This window comes from Streptomyces sp. NBC_01591 (genome assembly GCF_035918155.1).
GTDB lineage: Bacteria > Actinomycetota > Actinomycetes > Streptomycetales > Streptomycetaceae > Streptomyces.
Genome location: NZ_CP109327.1, coordinates 3,822,128 through 3,844,253 on the forward strand (window position 1 = coordinate 3,822,128; position 22,126 = coordinate 3,844,253).

Consider the following 22,126-nt stretch of genomic DNA (forward strand, 5'->3'; position numbering starts at 1 on the left):
TTCTGTGGTGGGTGGGTGTGCAGCCGGGGTGCGCACGGCCGCGGTACGCACCCCGGCTCCACGGAGCGGCGGTCCGGGAAGACGCCGCAGCTTTCGGAACCAAGCCCCTCCGGCGATTGAGGAGCGGGGGTCCGGGGGCGGAGCCCCCGGAACCACTACGCCGCGTCGCGGAAGCGGGACGTCCGGTGGACCGGGTCCGTGTCGATCTTCGGGATCACGTGCTCACCGATCAGCCGGATCGAGTTCAGCGTGTCCTCCCGGCTCACCCCGATCGGCAGCCCGAAGCTCAGCTGGTCCGCCCCCGCCTGCTCCCACCGCTTGCACTGCCCCAGCACCTCGTCCGGATCACCGCAGATCATCAGCTCCTCGGCGATCAGGAGCTCGATGATCTCCTCGGTGTACTCCGGGAGCAGCTCGGGCCACTCCGGGATGCCCTCCGGCCGGGGGAACGTGTCGTGGTAGCGGAAGAGCAGCGACTGCAGATAGTTCAGCCCGCCGCCGACCGCGATCTCGACGGCCTTGGCGTGCGTCTCGGCACAGATGGCCGTGGAGGTGACCATGACGTTGTCGTTGACGAAGTCCCCTACGGGTTCGGCCTCCTTGACCGCGTTCTTGTAGGACTCGACGACCCACTCCATGTCGGAGACCTTCTGCACGCTGAAGCCCAGCACGCCGAGCCCCTTCTTCCCCGCCATCGCGTACGAGGACGGCGACCCGGCGGCGTACCACATCGCCGGGTGCGACTTCCCGTACGGCTTGGGCAGGATCTTGCGGGGCGGCAGCGACCAGTGCTTGCCCTGGAAGCCGACGTACTCGTCCTGGAGCCACATCTTGGGGAACTCGGCGATGGTCTCTTCCCAGAGTTCCTTGGTGTGGTTCATGTCGGTGATGCCCGGCATGAACCCGAGGATCTCGTGGCTGCCGGCCCCGCGCCCCGAGCCGAACTCGAAGCGCCCCTCCGACAGATGGTCGAGCATGGCGACCTTCTCGGCCACCTTCACCGGGTGGTTGACCGGGGCGAGCGGGTTGAAGATGCCGGATCCGAGGTGGATGCGGTCGGTGGCGTGGGCGAGGTAGCCCAGGTACACATCGTTGGCCGAGAGATGCGAGTACTCCTCCAGGAAGTGGTGCTCGGAGGCCCAGGCGTACTTGAAGCCGGACTTGTCCGCCTGGATGACGTACTCGGTCTCCTCGATCAGCGCCTTGTGCTCTGCCCCGGGGTCGACCTTGGCCCGCGCGGCGGGCACGTACCCCTGTACAAAGAGCCCGAATTCCAAGGGGGTTCACCGTCCTCATTCGTTTCTGACACTCCGTCAGATCGTGATGCGTCCGACTGTTCCACCGGCACCCGCACCCGTCAATACCTGACGCATCGTCAGGCCAACTCGGAAGACCGGCTCGAATGCCGGCTCGGAGGACCGGCTCGGGAGACCGGTTCAGAACAGGCTGACGCCCGCCAACCAGCCCCCGTCGATGACGAACGGCTGCCCGGTGATGTACGAGGAGTCCTCCGAGGTCAGGAAGAGCGCCAGCGCCGCCACCTCCTCCGGCTGCCCGATCCGCCCCAGCGGCACCAGCTTGCGGTAGAGCTCGTCCACCGCCGCCCTGGACTCCTCCGGGTCCGCGGCCGGGTCCAGCGCCGCCGGATTGGTCATCGCGGTGTCCACGGCCCCGGGGCAGACGGCGTTGACCCGTATCCCCTTCGCGGCCAGCTCCACCGCCGCCACCCGGGTCAGCCCGAGCACCGCGTGCTTGGTGGCGGCGTACGCGCCCACGAACGCCATGCCCGTGAGCCCCGTGTACGAGGCGGTGTTGACGATGGTCCCGCCGCCCGCCGCCCCGATCTCCGGCGCGACGTTCTTGATCCCGAGGAACGCGCCCACCTGGTTGACCTGCACCACCTGCTGGAACTCCTCCAGCGGCGTGCTCACCAGCTCGTTGAAGCGGAGGATCCCCGCATTGTTGACCAGCCCGTCGATCCTCCCGAAGGCGTCCTTCGCGGCGGCGACCGCGGCCTGCCAGTCCTCCTCCCGGCTCACGTCCAGGTGGACGAACCGGGCGGCATCCTTCCCCAGCTCGCCCCGGAGTTCCTCGGCCAGCGCCTCGCCCTGCTCGTCGAGCACATCGGCGATCACCACCCGTGCGCCCTCCGCCGCGAAGAGCCGCGCCTCCTGCTCGCCCTGTCCGCGCGCCGCACCGCTGATGAGTACGACCCGCCCGTCCAGCTTGCCCATGGCCTGACTCCTACCTGTCGAGATGGGGTGCGACCTCGGCGGCGAACGCCGCCATCTGGTCGGTCAGTTCGCTGCGGCTCCGGCTGCGGAACCGCACCTGGATCTGGTGGACGCCCATGCCCCCGTACGCGCGCAACGACTCGGCGAGGGCCTCCGGCTTTCCGGTGAGGGTGCGCCGCCCGACGGACCACTCCGGCTCACCGACGTACAGCGGCTCGGTGATCGCTCCGATGACGATCGGGTCCTCGACCCCGGCCGCCTCCCGCAACTCCTTCAGCCGGGCGATCTGCGCGGGCAGCTTCTCCCGCGGATCGCCCTGCGGCAGCCAGCCGTCGCCCCGCACGGCCGCCCGGCGCACCGCGGCCGGCGAGGAGCCGCCCACCCAGACCGGCACCCGCTCCTGGGCCGGACGCGGCAGCTGCCCGAGGCCGCCGAAGGAGAACCGTTCCCCCGCGAACTCCGGGTACTCCTGCGGGCCGAGCGCCGCCTTCAGCGCGTCGATGGTCTCGTCGAGCACCCCGCCCCGCCCGTCGAAGTCCGCCCCGAGCGCCTCGAACTCCTCCGGCACGTGCCCGGCCCCGACGCCGAGGATCAGCCGGCCGCCGCAGAGGTGGTCGAGGGTGGCGTACTGCTTGGCGGTGGCCAGCGGGTGCCGCAGGCCGACGACAGCGACATGGCTCATCAGCAGGACCCGCTCGGTGATCCCGGCGAGATACGCGAGGGTGGCGACCGGGTCGTACCAGACGGTGCCCATGACCCCGGCGAGCCGCCGGGGGATCGCGACATGGTCGCAGCTCGCCAGATAGGCGAAGCCGGTGCGGTCGGCGGTGCGGGCGATCGCGGCGAGGTCGGCCGGGCCGGCCGCCGCTTCCCACCCCTCGGCGTAGATGGTGCTCTGCGACTGGATCGGCAGCTGCATCCCGTACGACAGCGGCCCGGTGGGTGATATCGGCACCGGACGGCCTCCTCCCCGAGACAATCTGACGCATCGTCACTTGACGGGCGCGGGGGCCATCGTCATGCCTGACGCCGCATCAGGCAAGGGGCTGTCGGCCGCGTGCGTCCCGGAACGGGAACCCGCCCTCGCACGAGAGCACCGTGATCCGGTTGTCCCTCAGCGGCTCGTGCTCGTAGTGGTGGAGAGATCAGAGCAGGGGCGGAACGGCGGAGGCCTCCGGCGGGCGGGCGGCCTCGGTATCGGCGTCGCCCTCGTCGTCGTCCCCGCCGGTCGCCGCGCTCTCGGGGGCCGCCGCGGTGCCGGGGCCCGTCGCACTCCCCGGCGCCGCCGCGCCCCCGTTCCCGCCCTCGTCCTCGTTGTCCTCGTCCTCGTTCTCGTCCGGTGCGGCCTGGACGCCCACGCCCTGCGAACCCGACACGTTCTGGTCGATCGCGCCCCCGCCGCCGTCGTGGTCGCTGCCGGCCGTTCCCTTGCTGAAGGGGCCCAGCACATTGAGCGTGCGGTCCACCTCCAGCCAGGAGTCGGCGTTGGAGTTGTCGATGGTGATCAGGGAAGGTCCGTGGTGCGTCTCCATGCCACCGTCCGGGGCGTCGGCCCAGGCGGTACCGGCGGCCCACTGGCCCTGGCAGAGCGCACCGAGGACGACCGAAGCCAGTGCCGCACGCGCCCTGGACGAGGTGATTCCCATTGTCCGTGTCCTTCTTTCCCGGCCGCACGGTCCTGGCCCGTGCGGCCTGTATCGCTGTGGTTCGTGTGGTGCCGGGGCCCCGTGGAGCGTGGGGGTGCTCCACGGGGCCCCGGCGTTCGGGCGGAGCGGATACGGCCGGGCCGCCCGCTCCCGGCGCGTCGTCCGCGTCAGACGGTCACGGACTCGCGGTCGGAGTGGTGCCTGCTGATGTTCTTCTCCAGCAGTTCCGTCGAACGCTGCACCCCGATCCCCTCGGCGGCCACGAACTCGGGGAGCCGCCCGTCGGCCTTCTTGAGATCCGTCAGCGCGCTGTCGATGGCCGCGTGCGCGGCGAAGAGGCAGGGAGTGCTGTAGATGGCCACCTGGCACTCCAGGTCGGTCAGTTCGGAGAGCGAGAGCCTGGGCGACTTGCCGCCCGCGATCTGATTGAAGAGCAGCGGCTTGTCACCGACCACCTTCCGGATGCGCTTGATCCATTCGACGCTGCGCACTCCGTCGACCAGGACGACGTCGGCGTCCGTCTCGGCCAGCGCCTCGGCCCGGCGCAGGATGTCGGCCTCCTCCGTGGCGTCCGTGCGGGCGACGACCACCAGGTCCCGCCTGCTCTCCAGCACGAGGTTGAGCTTCTCCAGGTACTCCTCCAGCGGCAGCACCTGCTTGCCGTCCGCGTGACCGCACCTGCGGGGGCGCTTCTGGTCCTCCAGGATGACGCCGGAAGCGCCGATCCGCTCCAGTCGCTGCACCACGTGGCAGGCGACCTCGGGATCGACGTAGCCGTCGTCGATGTCGACCAGCAGGTGGTGCGAGGGGAAGGCCAGCCGCAGCCGCTCCACGAAGGCCACCATGTCCGGCCAGGCGATGAAGCCGATGTCGGGGAGCCCGTAGTGGGAGGCGGCGAAGCCGAATCCGGACACGAAGAATCCGTCGTAGTGCCGGGCCACGACAGAGGCCGAGTACATGTCGTAGATGCCGATGAGGGGAGTCGTTCCCGGAGATCGGACTTCTTCCCTCAGCACGGTTCCGTAGCGCACAGCGTCTCCTTGCCATTGTTCGTTGATTCATGAACCGACGCTCCGCGCATCGCCGATGGGCCGAGCCGTCGGTTCGGTGATTCCGTTGGGTGAAACAGGTGTTGAGCCATGCCGACCCGGGTGCTGCGGGCTCCGGCGACGCACTGATGCCGCGGGCGCGGGGACACTACGCGCGGCACTCACATGCGGAAGAGGCGGCGGCATGGATGCCGCACGGGACACAGAACTGCCCTCTTGCGAAGACGCGTATATCTATACAGCCGTGACTGTACCTTTACCCAGGAACACGCCGAATTTGACCTTGCGTACGAAGCTTCCCGGGCGTACGCCGGGCGCCTGTTGAACGCGCGACGAATTCAGGGGGCGCTTCTTTCGGATCATCCGAAACAACAACCCGGGAATGCGTCGACTGCCTTATGAATGCGCCGTGTTGACGCAGGCGGGAATGCCGGAGCGGCATGGCCGGAAGGAATGGTCCGACGCTTGGCCGGACCACTCCGGCAGGAACGTTCCATCCCGCCGACTGCCACCGACGGGGCGTCTACCGGTCGAACTGTTCGAGCAGGCTTTCCACATACATTTCCAGACGCTCCGTGAGCACCTCGGGCGTCAGATCGGTCCGTCCCAGCTCCCGCCACGGGCCCGCCAGCTTCTCCGCGTCCGGGGCGTAGGCGAGCGCGTCCAGCAGCCGCCAGTACAGGTGGTCCGCCGCACTGTCGGCCAGTTGACCGCCCGCCGCCTCGTACCGCCCGGCGAAGACCGTCCCGGCCGGGACGCCGTGCAGCAGTGCCAGCGCGGTCGAACAGTGGGCGACATCCAGGTCGGCCGGGCCCCAGGAGGTCTCGACCCAGTCGACGACCCCGCTGATCCGCAGGTCCGCCCCCGCGCCGCCGAAGAGCACATTGCCCGGGTGGAAGTCGCGGTGCAGGAACCGCGGGGCGTACGCGGGCGGTTCGCGCCGGAGCACGTCCACCGCCCGCCGCCACAGCAGCGGCCGGCCGGTGGACTCGGGCACCCGCACCCGGTCCGGCGCGGTCCACGCCTCGTAGTCGCGCGGACGGGTCCGGTCGGTGACCGCGACCCGGTGGATGGCGGCCAACTGCCCCGCCAGCAGCCCGATGCGCTCCGCCGCCCCGGCGTCGTCGACCCGCACCTCACCGGGCAGCAGCGTCATCAACAGCGAGGGGTGGTCGCAGTGTTCGCCCCGGGCATCGACGGCCACGCACCGCGCCGCCGGGATGTCCGTATCGCCCAGCAGCCGCAGCATGTCCGCCTCACGGGTGAGCAGCCCCGGCGCATGGCGTACGAAGAAGGGCTTGACGAAGGACCGCAGGACCAGCGAACGCCTGCCCTGCGGACCGGAGATGTCCAACCGGCGCATCTGCGAGGACCATCCGCCGCGCAGTCGCTCCGAGCCCTCGATCCGCTCCCCCGGCGCCAGGTTCTTCCCGACCCACGCCCGCGTCGCCGCCCAGCCGGTGCCGTTGCCTGCCGCTTCACCCATACGAGGAGCGTACCGACGGCCGGTAGGTGGACACCGGTCAGCGGTCCGGGCAACGGCAGAGCGGAGTCACTTCCGGTACAGCGCCTCGATCTCCTCCTCGAAGTCCCGTGCGATCGCTTCCCGCTTCAGTTTCAGCGAGGGCGTCAGATGGCCGCCCTCCTCGGTGAAGTCCACGGGCAGGACGGCGAATTTACGGATCGACTCCGCGCGGGAGACCAGCCGGTTGGCCTCGTCGACGGCGCGTTGCAGCGCCGTACGCAGCTCGTCGTCGTCGACGAGTTCCCGCATCGGCACGTGCTGCTTCTTCTTCATCTGCCGCCAGTGGGCGAGCCCGTCCGGCTCCAGCGTGATCAGGGCGGTGATGAAGGAGCGGTTGTCGCCGACCACCATGCACTGGCTGACCAGGGGGTGGGCGCGCAGCCAGTCCTCCAGGGGTGCCGGAGTGACGTTCTTGCCGCCGGAGGTGATGATGATGTCCTTCTTGCGGCCGGTGATCGTGAGATAGCCGTCCTCGTCGAGCGCCCCCAGGTCTCCGGTGGCGAACCAGCCGCCTTCCTGTACGGGTACGGGCCGGCCCCGTTCGGCGTCCCAGTAGCCCTGGCACACCTGACCGCCGCTGAGCAGCACCTCGCCGTCGTCCGCGATCAGCACGGCGGTGCCGGGCAGCGGCCAGCCGACGGTACCCAGGCGCGGTTTGAGCGGCGGGGTGACGGTGGCGGCGGCGGTGGTCTCCGTCAGGCCGTAGCCCTCGAAGATCTCGATGCCCGCGCCCGCGTAGAACGCCGCGAGCCGGTGTCCCAGCGGGGAGCCGCCGCAGATCGCGTACCGGACACGGCCGCCGAGCGCGGCCCGGATCCGGCGGTAGACCAGCGGGTCGTACAGGGCGCGGGCGGCCCGCAGACCCACCCCGGGGCCGGGGCCGGTGCCGTGTTCGGCGGCCTCGACGGCCGTCAACGGCCAGATCGTGCGCGTCTGCGGCCAGAGCCTGCTGGGGGCGTGACCCTGTGCCGAATGTGAACGTGTCACTTGTACGGGCAGCTGTCACGTCCCCGTTCAAGAGGGCCGGCCGCCCGGGCGCCACCCTGCCCGCCGACCGGGCCGTACTCCCGGCCGCGCCGATCGCCACCGCCCCGCTCGCCGCGTACCGCCGGGTCTGCGGCTACACCGACCCGGGACCGCTGCCGCTCACCTACCCGCACGTACTGGGCTTCCCGGCCACCATGCGGCTGATGACCGCCCGGAAGTTCCCGCTGCCGGTCGTCGGCCTCGTCCACACCTGGATCGAGGTCACCCGCCACCGGACCCTGCACCCCGCCGACCCGCTCGAACTCACGGTGTACGCCAAGGAGTTGACGCCACACCGGCGCGGCACCGAGGTCACGATGGTCACCGAGGCGCGGCTGGCGGGCGAGCTGGTCCGGGAGTCCCGCAGCGGCTACCTCTCCCGGCACACGAGAAGCACCCCACGGACAGATCGCCCACCCGGGACGACGGACGGCACCCCTGCCACAGAGCCCCCCGCCGCCGGGCTTCCCGCCGCCGAGCCTCCCGCCGTCGCCGAGTGGCGACTGCCCGGCGATCTGGGACGGCGCTACGGCGCCGCGTCCGGCGACCGGAACCCCATCCACCTGCACCCTCTCACCGCCCGGCTCTTCGGCTTCCCCCGAGCCATCGCCCACGGCATGTGGACCGTCGCCCGCTGCCTGGCCGAGACGCCACGGCCCGATGAAGTCCATTGGGTACGGGCCGACTTCAAGGCCCCCGTCCTGCTGCCCGCCACCGTCACCTACGCGGCGGACGCCACCGGCTTCCAGCTGCGCGGCAACGGCCGCGTCCACCTCACCGGGCGGACGGGTTCGGCGGCTGCCAGGGACGGCCGTTCATAAGGTTCTCCAGCCCCGCCCAGGAGAAGTTCATCAGGGTGGCCGCGGCCTCCTTCGCCGAGACGCCCGGGGTCTCGTTCGCCCACCCGGCGAGCGACTCCGCGGCCCCCACGAGCGCCTGCGCGAGCCCCGACACATCGCGGTCGGGCAGCGCCGGATCGTGGTGCGCCTCGCGTGCCGCGGCCCCGATCAGCTCCGTCACGAAAGCAACGATCTCGCCCCGCATCGCCGTCACCTCGTTGGCGAAGGGCTCGCCGTGCGTACGCGCCTGGCGGTGCAGCACGGCCCAGCCGTCCGGATGCTCCGCCGTGTGCGTGAAGAACGCCCGCAGCCCGGACCACAGTTGCCGATCGGCCGGAAGCCCCGGCTCCGCCCCCGCCCGCACCGCTTCGACCAGCGCTTTCGCCTCGCGCCGAATACACGCGGTGAAGAGTTCTTCCTTGGAGTTGAGATACAGATAGACGAGCGGCTTGGACACCCCCGCCAGCTCGGCGATCTCATCCATCGAGGCGGCCCGGTACCCGCGCTGCCCGAAGGTCTGCACGGCGGCATCCATCATCTGCTGCTCACGCACGGCCCGCGGCATCCGTTTGCTCTTCACAGCACCCACGTCGACTTCCTCCCGCCCCCGGTGTGCCACTCCCCGGTAAGGGTACGGCGCGGGCCTCCGCCCCGTAGTACACGGCAGCGCCCCCGGTCCTGCCGCAAGGCGGACCGGGGGCGCTGCCGTGTGTCGTGCGTGAGCGGTTACGCGGCGACCGGCACCCGCTCCGGCTCGGTCTCGCGCACCTCGTCGCCATCGACCGGGGAGGACGAGGCCGAGTTGTACGCGTCGTGGTCGAGGATCTTCTCGCGGGCCGCGACGATCACCGGGACCAGCGCCTGACCTGCGACGTTCGTGGCGGTCCTCATCATGTCCAGGATCGGGTCGATGGCCATGAGCAGACCGACGCCCTCCAGCGGGAGGCCCAGCGTCGACAGCGTGAGGGTCAGCATGACCGTCGCACCGGTGAGACCGGCCGTGGCCGCCGAACCGATCACCGAGACGAACGCGATGAGGATGTAGTCACCGACGCCGAGCTGCACGTCGAAGATCTGCGCGATGAAGATCGCCGCCAGCGCCGGGTAGATCGCGGCGCAGCCGTCCATCTTGGTGGTGGCGCCGAACGGGACGGAGAAGGAGGCGTACTCCTTCGGAACGCCGAGGCGCTCGGTGACCTTCTGGGTGACCGGCATGGTGCCGACCGAGGAGCGGGAGACGAAGGCCAGCTGGATCGCCGGCCAGGCGCCCTTGAAGAACTGCACCGGGCTGAGCTTGGCGACGGTGGCGAGCAGGAGCGGGTACACACCGAACAGCACCAGGGCGCAGCCGATGTAGACGTCGGCGGTGAACGTGGCGTACTTGCCGATCAGGTCCCAGCCGTAGTCGGCGATCGCGTAGCCGATGAGACCGACGGTGCCGATGGGGGCGAGGCGGATGACCCACCACAGGGCCTTCTGGAGGAGCTCCAGGACGGACTCGCTGAGGGTGAGGATCGGCTGGGCCTTCTCGCCGAGCTGGAGGGCGGCGATACCGGCGACGGCGGCCATGAAGACGATCTGCAGCACGTTCAGCTCGGTGAACGGCGTGATCACGTTGTCCGGGATGATGCCGGTGAGGAAGTCGAGCCAGGAGCCCGCGTGCTCCGGCAGCTTGCCGTCCTTCGGCGTGAGGCCCGTTCCGGAGCCCGGGTTGGTGATCAGGCCGATGGCGAGGCCGATGGCGACCGCGATCAGCGAGGTGATCATGAACCAGAGCAGGGTGCGGGTGGCCAGCCGGGCGGCGTTGTTGACCTTGCGCAGGTTGGTGATCGACACCAGGATCGCGAAGAAGACGAGGGGCGCGACGGCCAGCTTCAGCAGCTGGACGAAGATGTGGCCGACCTTGTCGAGCGTGGTGTAGAGCCAGTCGATGTCGTACGTACGTGTGAGCCAGCCCAGTACGACACCGAGGACGAGACCGGCGACTATCTGGGCCCAGAACGGGACCTTGGGTATACGGAAACCGGAGCCGGACGGACTGCCGGCAGCGGTGGACGCGGGGTTCGCGGACACGGACACACTCCAGATGTGACGCATCGGGGCGCACGGGGACGACTGTGCGGGGGACGGGGGTGCGGCGCCCGCGTCAGGGGCGGCGCCGCTGCATGGTGCCGGTTCAGACGTTGCGGCAACAGACCGCGGACATACAGCGGCAGAGATCGACATGCAGGCGCTCCACGAGCGGGACGCTCGCGGCGAATTGATGGCGCACTGCTGTCTTCATGTCGAACACGTTAACACTTGAACTTTGAGGAACTCAAAGCTCTTCTTTGACCTCGCTTGCCCGACGCCACCGCCGCCACCACGCTCCGGAGCCCTGCGGGAACGACAAAACCCCAGTACAGGAGCGGACGCTCCGGCGCTGGGGTTTCGAACGGAAACAGTGCGGATGTGAGGAAGCTTACGTAGCCCTTACGCAGCCCTCACGTCGTCGTCACTGTCGTCACGGGGTGACGTGGTCCTCGCGGGTCCGGTTCGCCTCAAGGCGCTCCTTGGCGCGGTCGACCGTGGACACGATCTGCTCGGACATCTCGTCGCGCTGCTTGCGCAGCAGCACGTAGCTGAGCGGCGCGGACAGGACCAGGGCGAGCAGAATCACCCAGACGAGATTGGAGCCGTTCGTCCCGGAGGGCAGCAGGCCGAAGTGGACGGCCACGGCTGCGACGGCGAAGCAGCCGACGAAGATACTGAGGCGCATCGCGGTGTACCGAATTGTCGCGCTCGGCTTGGCAGCGGACACAGTTGGCCTCTCTCTCAACGTATGACGGTCCTTCGATCCTGCCCGACCAGTGAAGCATGCCCCGGAATCGATCAGTTCGGAGGGCTCCACCAAAGGAGGCGGGACGCGCTTCAGCGGCCGAGCGGCAGCAGCATGATGATGTCGTCGCGGTCGTCCCCGTCGGCCACCCGGATCGCGTCGGGCACCCGCCCGACCTCCTTGTATCCGCACGAGGCGTAGAACGTGTCGACGCCGGTACCGCCGCGGCAGGTGAGCCGGACGGCCTCGATCCCGTCGATCCCGCGGGCCGCCTGCGCCGCGGCGTCCATGAGGTCGCGGCCGTACCCCTTGCCCTGGTGGCGGGGGTGGACCATCACCGTGTAGAGCCAGAGCCAGTGGGTCATGAGCCGGTGGGTGTTGAGGGCGAGGAAGGCCGTGGCGGCGACGGCGCCCTCCTCGTCGCGGCCGATCAGCAGGCGGGTGCGCCCCTCGGCCATGGCGACCAGATGCTTGACCAGCTCGGGCCGGACGTCGTCGGTCGTGACGGGCGGTACGAAGCCGACCGCGCCGTCCGCGTTGGAGACATCGGTCCACAGCTCGGCGATGCCGTCCCGCAGGGTGCGGTCGAACTTGGGGTCCAGCTCAAAAGTAAGCGCCATAAGTGCAGATTAACTATTACCGACCGACGGCCTCAAACCATGTCCAGCACGCGAGAAAGCCCCGGCCGAAGGCCGGGGCTCCCGTAACACCTGAGCTGCCAGGGCCTCGCGGGTCAGACGCGCATCGGCTGCGGCGACTCGCGCCGCCCGGCGTCCGGGCCCGGGTACTCGCGGATGATCTCGTACCGCGTGTTGCGCTCGACGGGCCGGAAGCCCGCGTCACGGATCAGGTCCAGCAGGTCCTCGCGGCCCAGCTTGTTCGGCGTGCCGTAGTTGTCCGCGTCGTGCGTGATCTTGTACTCGACGACCGAGCCGTCCATGTCGTCCGCACCGTGCTGGAGCGCGAGCTGGGCGGTCTGCACGCCGTGCATCACCCAGAAGACCTTGACGTGCGGGACGTTGTCGAAGAGCAGCCGCGAGACCGCGAAGGTCTTCAGCGCCTCGGCGCCGGTCGCCATCGTCGTGCGCGCCTGGAGCTTGTTGCGAACCTTGCCGTCCTTCATGTCCACGAAGTCGTGCTGGTAGCGCAGCGGGATGAAGACCTGGAAGCCACCGGTCTCGTCCTGGAGCTCACGCAGCCGCAGCACGTGGTCGACGCGGTGCCGGGGCTCCTCGATGTGCCCGTACAGCATGGTCGCCGGGGTCTTGAGCCCCTTCTCGTGCGCCAGGCGGTGGATGCGCGACCAGTCCTCCCAGTGGGTGGCGTGGTCCACGATGTGCCGGCGGACCTCCCAGTCGAAGATCTCCGCGCCGCCGCCGGTCAGCGACTCCAGACCGGCCTCGATCAGCTCGTCCAGGATCTCGGAGGCCGAGAGCCCGGAGATGGTCTCGAAGTGGTGGATCTCGGTGGCGGTGAACGCCTTGAGGGAGACCTGCGGCAGGGCTTCCTTCAGCGCGCTCAGCGAGCGCGGGTAGTAACGCCACGGCAGGGTGGGGTGCAGCCCGTTGACGATGTGCAGCTCGGTGAGGTTCTCGCCCTCCATCGCCTTCGCGAGGCGGACGGCCTCCTCGATGCGCATGGTGTACGCGTCCTTCTCGCCCGGCTTGCGCTGGAACGAGCAGTAGGCGCACGACGCGGTGCACACGTTGGTCATGTTGAGGTGCCGGTTGACGTTGAAGTGCACGACGTCGCCGTTCTTACGCGTCCGCACCTCGTGCGCCAGGCCGCCGAGCCAGGCCAGGTCGTCCGACTCGTAGAGGGCGATGCCGTCCTCACGGGTCAGCCGCTCCCCTGCGCGGACCTTCTCCTCCAGCTCGCGCTTGAGCCCGACGTCCATGCGGCTGCCTCCCAGTTGTCGACGTGCTGTGCGTTTCCCGGTGACCGTTGATACCGGGCGAAACCCCCGGTCACCCGGGGGCTCCACCACGTTACGCCTACGACTCGTCGGGAAGTTCCCCGACCCGGTTCTCCCACTTGGTGGAGAGCACGATCGTGGTACGGGTGCGCGAGACGCCCCTCGTACCGCTGAGCCGGCGGATCGTCTTCTCCAGGCCGTCCACGTCACCGACGCGCACCTTGAGCATGTACGAGTCGTCGCCCGCGATGAACCAGGCGTCCTCGATCTCCGCGAGATCCTTCAGCCGACGCGCCACGTCCTCGTGATCGGCCGCGTCGGAGAGCGAGATGCCGATCAGGGCCGTGACCCCGAGCCCCAGGGACGCAGCGTCGACGGTGGCGCGGTAGCCGGTGATGACACCGGCGGTTTCCAGCCGGTTGATGCGGTCGGTGACGCTGGGCCCGGAGAGCCCGACGAGCCGTCCCAGCTCGGCGTACGAGGCCCTGCCGTTCTCCCTGAGGGCCTGGATGAGCTGCCTGTCCACCGCGTCCATGTGACTGGAACCTTCCATTGTTCAGCAGTATCGCGAGTTTACGTGTAGAATCTAAGGCACGCAGGCTTCATCGCCTGCAAATCTTTCCGAACATCCAAAAAATGCTTTCGAATCTTCAGGAGTGAGAACACCGTGTACTCGATCGAGATGGCCTACGCCCGGATGCGCGAGCTGCAGGACCTGGCCAACCGCTCGCGTGCCCACCAGCCCGCCGCCGCGCACCGGGTCGACCGGACCCGCAAGCCGCGCACCATGAAGAAGCGCTGACCACAGCCTCAGAGGCTGTCGCGGGAGCCGCCACCGAGCTCTCCCTCCCACCGGCGGTACAGGTCGTGCGGCACCCCGGCCGCGTCCAGTACCCGCCCGGCGACGAAGTCCACCAGATCCTGGATGTGCGTCGCCCCCGCGTAGAACGCCGGAGAGGCGGGCAGCACCACGGCGCCCGCCTCGTCCAGGCTCACCAGATGCTTCAACGTCTGCCCGTTCAGCGGAGTCTCCCGCACCGCGACGACCAGCTTCCGCCGCTCCTTGAGCGTCACGCTCGCGGCCCGCTGGAGCAGATCCTTCGAGAGCCCGAGCGCCACTCCGGCCACACAGGCCGTCGAGGCCGGAACGATCAGCATCCCCTTCGCCGGGTACGACCCCGAGGACGGTCCCGCCGCGAGATCGCCGGCTGCCCAGTGGCGGACGCCCTCGACGTCCACGTCGAAGCTGTGCGGCTTCCCGTCCGCCCCGCGCGCCAGCCAGCTGCGCAGATCCTCCTGCCAGTGCCCGTCGCGGAACGCGATCCCGGTCTCGTCCAGCAGTGTCAGCCGTGAGGCCCGGCTCACCACCAGATCGACGCTCTCCCCCGCGGCCAGCAGACCGCGCAGCACGGCGGCGGCGAAAGGGGTGCCCGAAGCGCCTGAAACCCCGACAATCCAAGGCTGCCGCTGGTGCTGACTCACTGAAGTCCCGGAATCCACACACCTGAGCCTATCCGGCGGTACGAAACCGGAACTGAGTAAGGTGCCTCGGGCGTTCCAGGGGTGGGGACAGGGACGACGACAGGAAACGACTGGGGACGGCAGGGGGGGCACGATGGCCGCATCGTCGGATCGGTCCGCGTCGGCGTGGAGTGCGGGCGGCCGCGCGAAGACCGCGGCCAAGCTGATGCTGGGCTGGGTGGCGTTCCTCTGGCTGCTCGAAGTCGTCGACGCCTCGATGGGCCACTCGCTGGACACGTTCGGGATCGAGCCCCGCCGGGCCGGCGAGCTGCTGGACGTGGTGCCCGCGTCCTTCATCCACTTCGGCTTCGGCCATGTCGCCTCCAACAGCGTGCCGCTGCTGGTCTTCGGCTTCCTCGCCGCGCTGAGCGGCGTCCGCAGATTCGCCGCCGTGGCCGCGATGATCATCGTGGTCGACGGGCTCGGCGTCTGGCTGGTCTCACCGAGCGGTTCCAACACGGCGGGCGCGTCCGGCCTGGTCTTCGGCCTCTTCGGCTATCTGCTCGTCCGGGGTTTCGTCGACCGCAGAGTGCTCGACATCGGCGCCGGCCTGGTGATCGGCGCGATATGGGGCTCGTCGATCCTGGTGGGGCTCTCCCCCGCCAACACCTCGGTGAGCTGGCAGGGCCATCTGTTCGGGCTGGCGGCGGGCGTGGCAGCGGCGTTCGTCTTCCGCCGCCGGAGCGAGGCGACGCCCGCCCGACCGCTCATGCCGTAGGGGCGATCCCTGCAGGGCCTGTCCGGCGGATCAGGCCGTCAGGCCCCGCACCAGCAGGTCCAACAGCGCGCACGCGAAGAGCGCGATCCCGATGAACCCGTTGACCGAGAAGAACGCCCGGTTCAGCCGGGACAGATCGTGCGGCCGCACCACCCGGTGCTCGTACACGAACGCGACGGCGACGATCACCATGCCGATCCAGTAGAACAGCCCGGCCTCCGTGGCCAGCCCGAACCAGACCAGCAGCCCGGTCGTCACCACATGGCAGACCCGCGCTCCCCACAGCGCGGCCGGGATGCCGAACCGGGCCGGCACCGAGAGCACCCCGTGCGCCCGGTCCGCCTGGACGTCCTGGCAGCCGAAGATCAGGTCGAAGCCGCCGATCCAGATCCCGACCGCGAGACCGAGGATCACCGCGTCCCACGACCAGCTGCCGGTCACCGCCAGCCAGGCACCGACCGGCCCTATGGCCTGCGCGAGACCGAGGATGGCGTGCGGGAAGTGGGTGAACCGCTTCCCGTACGGATAGACCACCATCGGCACGACGGCGACCGGCGCGAGCGCCAGACAGAGCGGGTTCAGCAGCGCGGCCGCGCCGAGGAAGAGGACGACGGCGACGAGCGCCCCCGTCCACGCCGACCTCACCGAGACCGCCCCGGTGACCAGCTCCCGGCTCGCGGTGCGCGGGTTACGGGCGTCGATCTCCCGGTCGATGATCCGGTTGCAGGCCATCGCGAACGTCCGCAGCCCCACCATCGCGATGGTGACGAGCAGCAGGGTGTCCCAGTGGATGGACTTGTCCGCCTGGAACATCGCGGTCAGGGCGGCGATGTACGCGAAGGGCAGCGCGAAGACCGAGTGCTCGATCATCACGAGCCGCAGGAACGCCTTGACCTTGCTGTTCGGTTGTACGGGCCCTGAGCCCAGTGCTGCTTCGGCGGCGCTCACAGTCCGTATTCCTTCCACCGGCGGTCGACCTTCGCCGCCGTCTCCGGGTCGGACTCGACCATGTCCGGCCAGCCCCCGTCCCGGGTGTAACCCTCCTCGGGCCACTTCTTCGTCGCGTCGATGCCCGCCTTGCCGCCCCAGAACTGCTGGTAGGAGGCGTGGTCGAGATGGTCGACGGGCCCCTCGGCGACCGTCAGGTCGCGCGCGTAGTCCGTGTTGCCGAGCGCCCGCCAGGCCACCTCGTGCAGATCGTGGACGTCGCAGTCGGAGTCCACGACCACGATCAGCTTGGTCAGCGACATCATGTGCGCACCCCAGATGGCGCTCATCACCTTCTGGGCGTGCTTCGGGTACTTCTTGTCGATCGAGACGATCGCGCAGTTGTGGAAGCCGCCCGCCTCCGGCAGGTGGTAGTCCACGATGTCCGGCACGATGATCTTGAGGAGCGGCAGGAAGAACCGCTCGGTGGCCCGCCCCAGCGGCCCGTCCTCGGTCGGCGGCCGGCCCACCACGATCGACTGCAGCAGCGGACGCTTGCGCATGGTCACGCAGTCGATGGTCAGCGCGGGGAACGGTTCCTGCGGCGTGTAGAAGCCGGTGTGGTCGCCGAACGGCCCCTCGGGAAGCATCTCCCCGGGCTCCAGCCACCCCTCGATGACGACCTCGGCCTGCGCCGGGACCTGGAGCGGCACGGTCTTGCAGTCGACCATCTCGATCCGCTTGCCCTGGATGAACCCGGCGAAGAGGTACTCGTCGATGTCCCCCGGCAGCGGCGCGGTGGAGGCGTACGTCACCGCGGGCGGCGCGCCGAACGCGATGGCGACCGGCAGCCGCTCGCCGCGCTTGGCGGCGACCTGGTAGTGGTTGCGGCTGTCCTTGTGGATCTGCCAGTGCATCCCGATGGTGCGGCGGTCGTGACGCTGGAGCCGGTACAGCCCCAGGTTCCGTACGCCGGTCTCCGGGTGCTTGGTGTGGGTGAGCCCCAGGTTGAAGAAGGAGCCGCCGTCCTCGGGCCAGGTGAAGAGCGCGGGCAGCCGGTCCAGGTCCACGTCGTCGCCGGTGAGGACGACCTCCTGCACCGGGGCGCTCTCCTGCTTCACCTTCTTCGGCGGCACGTGCACCATCGAGCCGAGCTTGCCGAAGGCCTCCCGCACCCCGACGAAGCCGTGCGGCAGCTCCGGCTTGAGGAGCCCGCCGATCTTGTCGCTGATGTCGGCGTACGACTTCAGTCCGAGCGCCTTGAGCAGCCGCTTGTCGGTCCCGAAGACGTTCATGGCCAGGGGCATCGAGGACCCCTTGACGTTCTCGAAGAGCAGCGCGGGGCCGCCCGCCTTGTTCACCCGGTCGACGATCTCGCCGACCTCCAGGTAGGGGTCGACCTCGGCCTTGATGCGCTTGAGCTCGCCCTCGCGCTCCAGGGCCCGGAGGAGGGAACGAAGATCGTCGTAAGCCATGCCGTCCAGTTTGTCATCCCCGCTTGCCGTGGCTGCCGGGGCTCCCCCACCCCGGCCGTCGGCCGCCGCCCCCGCACACCGGGAATCCGGCGGCCCGGCCTGCTCGCCGCCGGTTCCGCCCGCTCACCGTGGTATGTCACCGACACCGGTTACTCTGGGCCCGAACCGGGGCGGGACAAGCCCCGCCAACTCTCCGCAGGGGGACCTTTCATCATGTTCCGGGCCCTGATCTATCTCCTGCCTCTGGCGCTGACGATCTACGCGTTCATCGACTGCCTGAACACCCCCGAGGACGAGGCCAAGCACCTGCCGAAGATTGCCTGGGTCTTCATCATCCTGCTGTTCTGGATCGTCGGCCCGATCGTCTGGCTGGCCGCGGGCAAGATGCGCCACGCGCCCGCCGATGGCCGTACGCCGTCCGAATGGCACCGCAAGCACCGCTCGCAGTGGGTGGCGCCGGACGACAATCCGGAGTTCCTGAAGGCGCTGAAGGACGAGAACAAGAAGGACGAGTCGCTCCTCAAGGACTGGGAGGCCGACCTGCGCCGCCGCGAGGAGGAGCTGAAGCGCCGCGAGACCGGGGAGAGCCCGAGCCCCTCGGGCGAGTAGCTCCCGAACACACGGGCCCGGCACATGAACGAGGCAGCCACGAACGACGCGGTCATCGTTCGAAATTCTTGACCTCTCTCCAACACCCGGGCGATATCCTGGTGTTGACGGTGTGACAGATCGGATGGGTCGTCGACGCTGGGGGCGCTGTGGAGAGAGAGCTGTACGGGCGCGAGGCGATTTTCGGCAACAACGGACTTGCGGCGCGCCTGACCGGCCTCACTCCGTACGGCTCCGCCCGGGTCGACTACGAGCACCGCGACGATCTACCGGTCGCCGTGCTGACCGGCGGCCGCGGCATGGGAAAGACGGCCGTCCTCAAGCAACTGCGCCATCTGTACCGGGAGATCACCCCGGTCGCCCTGGTCGACTGCGAGGCCGTCGTGGCGCCCGAGGACGCCGGGCCCGGCTGGACCCCGGTCACCGGGGCGCTGCCGGAGCTCGCCACCCAGCTGACGGCGAAGGTGCGCGCCGCACGACCGGTGCAGTTCCCCCGGCTGAGCCTCGGGCTCGTGGCGGTCGCCTCCATCTCCTGGACCCGCGAGGACGAGACGCGGGCCCGGCGGGACCTGCAGTCGCTCGGCCCGATGCTGGCGACCGTCGACGGCCGCGGTGACGCGGCGACCGGCTGGGTCACCAAGGTGCTGACGAAGCTGGCCGCCAGCGCCTTCGACTCGGTGGCCCCGTTGGCCGGGATGGTCGCGGAGGCCACGGTCGAAACGGTCCTGGAGGAATCGTTCAGCCGCTTCCAGCGGCGTTCGGTGGACTGGTACGGCAGCTATCCGCACGCGGGCGGCAACGGCCGGACCGGGCTGCGGCAGCTGGCGGTCGATTTCGAGCGCGGCGGCGATCTGCGCCGCCGGGCCGAGGACCATCTGGTGCTCGCGCTGACCGCGGACCTGGTCGCGGCCTACGGGGGCCTGGCCTGGGGCGCCCGCCGGGGCCGTCCGGTGCTGCTCGTCGACAACGCGCACACGCCGCTGGGCCGGCAGCTGGTGGAGCCGCTGCTGCGGCAGCGGGCCGCCGGGGTGCGTGACCGGATCGCGGTGTTCGCCGCCTCACGGGTCCGGGATCACGAGGGGCTGAGCCACGCGGTGCACCGGCGGCTGCCGGAGGTGGCGCACGGTTCGCACTGGTCCAGGGGTACGGGGGTGACGTCCGGGATCCTGGCCGTGGAGCTGACTCCGCTCAACCCGGAGCAGGTGCGCTCGGCGTTCGACCGGCACGATCGGGCGGGCCGTATCCCGGCCGGGCTGGCCCGTGGTGTGCACCGGCTGACGGGTGGGCGTCCGCTGGCGGTGGAGCTGCTGGCGCTGGCGGCGGGCGAGGCGCCGGAGCCCGCCTCGCTGGTGCCGGGTTCGCTGCTGGACTGCACGGTGGAGGTGCGCGAGGACCGGGCGCCGGCGCAGGTGGCCGACGAGCTGCTGGCGCGGTTGCTGCCGGGGCCCGAGCAGCGGCTGGACTTCCTCGGTGTGCTGGCCGCGGCGCACGGGGAGGACTCGGCGCGGCTGCTGGCGGAGAGCCGTCTGGGCAGGGGTTCGCCGGACGGCGATGTGGCGCTGCGGATGCGCGATGCGCTGCGGGCGGACGACTGGCCGGTCGGGCCCGGTCACTTCGTCGCTGATCCGCTGCTGCGGTCGTTGCTGCTGCACCGCTTGCGGTTCCAGGACGGCGACCATCCGTCCTACGCGGTGTGGCAGGCGGTCCATGTCTCGCTGCGCGGGGCGTACGGCCCCGGCGGCCGCCGCCCGAGCGTCCCGCATCTGCTGCACCAGAAGCTGGTGCTGGGCGACGCGGAGGCGTGTGTGGGGCATCTGCGGCTGCGGTTCGACGAGCCGGACGTGCCGGGCTGGCTCGACTCGCTGCGCTTCATCGCCTCGGCACCGTACCCGCGTACGCGGGGGTCCGTCGGCCCCGATCCGCGGCGCGCGGTCGCGCTCGGCCGGGTGGACAACGCACCACCGAGGGGGCTCGAACCGGCGGCCGCGGAGCTTCATGTGCAGCTGCGCCGGCTGCTGCACGGCATATGGCTGCTGTCCGATCCACTGGCCCTGCCGGACGAAGAGGTGATCGACAAGATGGCGCACGAACTGCGACAACTGTCCGGCAGGCACCCGACGGGCAACAGCGTGCTGTGGGACGCGGCGACGCACTGGCCGCGGGACATCCGGGCCTGGCGTCCGCTGTCCATGCCACCGGGAGAACCGGGCGCGGGCGGAAGCAATCAGGGGCGACGGCGGGGGAACGGTGGCCCGGATGCGTAATCCACTGCGCTATCACGTCTGGTACACGACACGGCAGAGGGTCGTCACCTCGGTGCTGGCCGGCGCCCTGGTGATCACGTCCGGCTGGTACGGCATCGGCCGGCTGACCGCCCCCGAGGACCGCTCCTGCGCGCAGGGGGTCGAGCGGCCGCAGGGCAGCGACGAGTGCATAGGCATCTCCGGTGACGGCTACGACTTCGGGCGGCCGAAGCTGACCGAGGTCGCCGCGGCCATCGCCCGGGAGAACGCCGGCCTGAAGCCCGGCCGGTACGCGACGGTCGCGCTGCTGCTGCCGCTGACGTCGACGGACGAGGCGATGCAGACGAAGATGCAGCGCGAGCTGCAGGGCGCCTTCGCCGAGCAGTACCGGGCCAACCATCTCTCCAACGAGCAGGTGCCGAAGATCCGGCTGGTGCTCGCCAACACCGGGAAGAACAACCTGCTGTGGCGGCCGACGGTGGACCGGCTGAAGACGATGACCGGGGCCCCGGACAATCTGCGGGCCGTCTCCGGCGTCGCCACCAGCAGTACGCAGATCAAGTCGGCGGTCAAGGAACTGACCGCCGCGCACATCGCGGTCGTCGGCACCACGATCACGGCCGACGACATCGCCAACGGCGCCAAGGGTGATCCGTTCCCCGGCCTGGCCCGGGTGTCGCCGACCAACCGGGACGAGGCGCGCGCCCTGGCCCACTTCGGGCAGGTCAAGAAGGACAAGGCGCTGCTGGTGCAGGACACCCGTACCGGGGACCACTACACGGACACCCTGCGGGCGGCCTTCACCGCGCTGGTGAAGGGGACACGGTACGAACCGCAGCTTTTCACCTCGCGCAGCGACCCCAACGACGAGGGCACCACGGCCAACACCTTCCAGCAGATCACGCACCTGATCTGCGACACGGACGCGGAGACGGTGTTCTTCGCCGGACGCCACACCCAGCTGCGGCAGTTCATCAACGCGCTCGGAGCCCGCGGCTGCCAGAACCGCGCGTTCACGATCCTGACCGGTGACGAGGGCTCGTACCTCGGCAGCGACAAGAAGCTCGACCGGGGCGCGCTGCGCCGGAAGGTGACCGTCCGCTACGCCTCGCTGGCGCACCCGGACGCCTGGGCGGCGGGAACGGGGAAGGGCAAGGCGGCGACGGGCGGTTCCCCGGCGGACTACCGGAGCTTCCTGGATCTGCTGGCCACGGTGTCGAAGAAGCCCGCGGGCCCGATCGGTCCGACGGATCACGAGGCCCTGACCGACGGCCAGGTCATCATCGCGCACGACGCGATGGCGCTGGCGGTGCGCGCCATCCGGCAGGCGACCCTGGAGGGCAAGCGGCTGCCCCTGGTCGCGGACGTGGGCGAGCAGTGGCCGCGGGTGAAGAGCTCGCTGAAGGTGCCGGGGGCCGGTGGCTGGATCTGTCTGGACAACCACGGCAACCCGTACAACAAGGCGGTTCCGGTGGTGGAGCTGGCGCCCGAGGACGCCAGTCAGCGGTTCGTGGCGATCGCCTGGCCTGAGGGCACGCCGCCGGACCCGAAGTGCCTGCCGCCGTCCTCGGCGCCGTGACG

General features: G+C 70.0%; 21 protein-coding genes and 1 pseudogene. 6 read left to right on the plus strand and 16 right to left on the minus strand.

Annotated features, from left to right (window positions below; translation table 11 throughout):
- Nucleotides 1-155: 155 nt before the first annotated feature.
- The 7 genes and pseudogenes from OG978_RS17670 to OG978_RS17700 form a co-directional block, all read right to left on the minus strand.
- Nucleotides 156-1,277 (minus strand): LLM class flavin-dependent oxidoreductase, encoded by a 1,122-nt coding sequence (locus tag OG978_RS17670; RefSeq protein WP_326766163.1) that lies wholly within the window; start codon nucleotides 1,275-1,277, stop codon nucleotides 156-158.
- 159 nt (nucleotides 1,278-1,436) lie between these two features.
- The gene (locus OG978_RS17675; protein WP_326766164.1) at nucleotides 1,437-2,234 is read right to left on the minus strand and encodes an SDR family NAD(P)-dependent oxidoreductase; all 798 of its coding nucleotides are present in this window, start codon (nucleotides 2,232-2,234) and stop codon (nucleotides 1,437-1,439) included.
- Between the two features lie 10 nt (nucleotides 2,235-2,244).
- Nucleotides 2,245-3,189 (minus strand): LLM class F420-dependent oxidoreductase, encoded by a 945-nt coding sequence (locus OG978_RS17680; RefSeq protein ID WP_326766165.1) that lies wholly within the window; start codon nucleotides 3,187-3,189, stop codon nucleotides 2,245-2,247.
- A gap of 190 nt (nucleotides 3,190-3,379) precedes the next feature.
- Nucleotides 3,380-3,880, minus strand: a complete 501-nt coding sequence (locus OG978_RS17685; RefSeq protein WP_326766166.1) for a hypothetical protein — start codon at nucleotides 3,878-3,880, stop codon at nucleotides 3,380-3,382.
- Nucleotides 3,881-4,047: 167 nt separating this feature from the next.
- Complete coding sequence (locus OG978_RS17690) at nucleotides 4,048-4,911, minus strand: isocitrate lyase/PEP mutase family protein (protein WP_326766167.1); 864 nt, start codon at nucleotides 4,909-4,911, stop codon at nucleotides 4,048-4,050.
- Between the two features lie 541 nt (nucleotides 4,912-5,452).
- Nucleotides 5,453-6,415: a phosphotransferase family protein gene (locus OG978_RS17695; RefSeq protein ID WP_326766168.1), complete on the minus strand. Its 963-nt coding sequence runs from the start codon at nucleotides 6,413-6,415 to the stop codon at nucleotides 5,453-5,455.
- A 66-nt stretch (nucleotides 6,416-6,481) separates the two neighbouring features.
- Nucleotides 6,482-7,363, minus strand: a pseudogene (locus OG978_RS17700) (AMP-dependent synthetase/ligase); the annotation flags it as partial.
- A gap of 56 nt (nucleotides 7,364-7,419) precedes the next feature.
- Between OG978_RS17700 and OG978_RS17705 the strand changes: the two are divergent.
- A complete protein-coding gene (locus OG978_RS17705) occupies nucleotides 7,420-8,301 on the plus strand; it encodes a MaoC/PaaZ C-terminal domain-containing protein (protein ID WP_326766169.1) in 882 nt (293 codons plus the stop codon).
- Here OG978_RS17705 and OG978_RS17710 read toward each other — a convergent pair.
- The 6 genes from OG978_RS17710 to OG978_RS17735 all read right to left on the minus strand — a co-directional run bounded on the left by OG978_RS17710 (nucleotide 8,255) and on the right by OG978_RS17735 (nucleotide 13,587).
- Entirely contained in the window at nucleotides 8,255-8,884 is a 630-nt protein-coding gene (locus OG978_RS17710) for a TetR/AcrR family transcriptional regulator (protein WP_326770063.1), read from the minus strand. The genes OG978_RS17705 and OG978_RS17710 overlap by 47 nt on opposite strands.
- 161 nt (nucleotides 8,885-9,045) lie before the next feature.
- The gene (locus OG978_RS17715) at nucleotides 9,046-10,392 is read right to left on the minus strand and encodes a dicarboxylate/amino acid:cation symporter (RefSeq protein ID WP_326766170.1); all 1,347 of its coding nucleotides are present in this window, start codon (nucleotides 10,390-10,392) and stop codon (nucleotides 9,046-9,048) included.
- A gap of 430 nt (nucleotides 10,393-10,822) precedes the next feature.
- The gene (locus OG978_RS17720; protein WP_317866102.1) at nucleotides 10,823-11,077 is read right to left on the minus strand and encodes a DUF4229 domain-containing protein; all 255 of its coding nucleotides are present in this window, start codon (nucleotides 11,075-11,077) and stop codon (nucleotides 10,823-10,825) included.
- Nucleotides 11,078-11,229: 152 nt separating this feature from the next.
- Entirely contained in the window at nucleotides 11,230-11,757 is a 528-nt protein-coding gene (locus OG978_RS17725) for a GNAT family N-acetyltransferase (protein ID WP_326766171.1), read from the minus strand.
- Nucleotides 11,758-11,870: 113 nt separating this feature from the next.
- Entirely contained in the window at nucleotides 11,871-13,034 is a 1,164-nt protein-coding gene (gene mqnE, locus OG978_RS17730) for an aminofutalosine synthase MqnE (protein ID WP_326766172.1), read from the minus strand.
- 97 nt (nucleotides 13,035-13,131) lie between these two features.
- Nucleotides 13,132-13,587, minus strand: a complete 456-nt coding sequence (locus OG978_RS17735) for an Lrp/AsnC family transcriptional regulator (RefSeq protein ID WP_266418001.1) — start codon at nucleotides 13,585-13,587, stop codon at nucleotides 13,132-13,134.
- Between the two features lie 132 nt (nucleotides 13,588-13,719).
- Between OG978_RS17735 and OG978_RS17740 the strand changes: the two genes are divergently transcribed.
- The gene (locus tag OG978_RS17740; RefSeq protein WP_256088659.1) at nucleotides 13,720-13,854 is read left to right on the plus strand and encodes a hypothetical protein; all 135 of its coding nucleotides are present in this window, start codon (nucleotides 13,720-13,722) and stop codon (nucleotides 13,852-13,854) included.
- An 8-nt stretch (nucleotides 13,855-13,862) separates the two neighbouring features.
- Here OG978_RS17740 and OG978_RS17745 read toward each other — a convergent pair whose 3' ends face one another.
- On the minus strand, nucleotides 13,863-14,534 hold the full coding sequence (locus OG978_RS17745) for a UbiX family flavin prenyltransferase (protein ID WP_326766173.1): 672 nt from the start codon (nucleotides 14,532-14,534) through the stop codon (nucleotides 13,863-13,865).
- Between the two features lie 133 nt (nucleotides 14,535-14,667).
- Here OG978_RS17745 and OG978_RS17750 point away from each other — a divergent pair, with 133 nt between their 5' ends.
- A complete protein-coding gene (locus OG978_RS17750) occupies nucleotides 14,668-15,291 on the plus strand; it encodes a rhomboid family intramembrane serine protease (RefSeq protein ID WP_326766174.1) in 624 nt (207 codons plus the stop codon).
- A 30-nt stretch (nucleotides 15,292-15,321) separates the two neighbouring features.
- Here OG978_RS17750 and mqnP read toward each other — a convergent pair whose 3' ends face one another.
- Together mqnP and OG978_RS17760 are read right to left on the minus strand one after the other, a co-directional pair.
- The gene (gene mqnP / locus OG978_RS17755; protein ID WP_326766175.1) at nucleotides 15,322-16,239 is read right to left on the minus strand and encodes a menaquinone biosynthesis prenyltransferase MqnP; all 918 of its coding nucleotides are present in this window, start codon (nucleotides 16,237-16,239) and stop codon (nucleotides 15,322-15,324) included.
- Complete coding sequence (locus OG978_RS17760; RefSeq protein WP_326766176.1) at nucleotides 16,236-17,693, minus strand: menaquinone biosynthesis decarboxylase; 1,458 nt, start codon at nucleotides 17,691-17,693, stop codon at nucleotides 16,236-16,238. Before OG978_RS17760 ends, mqnP begins: the two co-directional genes overlap by 4 nt.
- 213 nt (nucleotides 17,694-17,906) lie before the next feature.
- Between OG978_RS17760 and OG978_RS17765 the strand changes: the two genes are divergently transcribed.
- The 3 genes from OG978_RS17765 to OG978_RS17775 all read left to right on the plus strand — a co-directional run bounded on the left by OG978_RS17765 (nucleotide 17,907) and on the right by OG978_RS17775 (nucleotide 22,124).
- Nucleotides 17,907-18,302, plus strand: coding sequence for a PLD nuclease N-terminal domain-containing protein (locus OG978_RS17765; protein ID WP_326766177.1), 396 nt, complete (start codon nucleotides 17,907-17,909; stop codon nucleotides 18,300-18,302).
- Between the two features lie 149 nt (nucleotides 18,303-18,451).
- Nucleotides 18,452-20,566, plus strand: a complete 2,115-nt coding sequence (locus tag OG978_RS17770; RefSeq protein WP_326766178.1) for a hypothetical protein — start codon at nucleotides 18,452-18,454, stop codon at nucleotides 20,564-20,566.
- Complete coding sequence (locus OG978_RS17775; RefSeq protein ID WP_326766179.1) at nucleotides 20,559-22,124, plus strand: hypothetical protein; 1,566 nt, start codon at nucleotides 20,559-20,561, stop codon at nucleotides 22,122-22,124. Before OG978_RS17770 ends, OG978_RS17775 begins: the two co-directional genes overlap by 8 nt.
- Nucleotides 22,125-22,126: the final 2 nt, after the last annotated feature.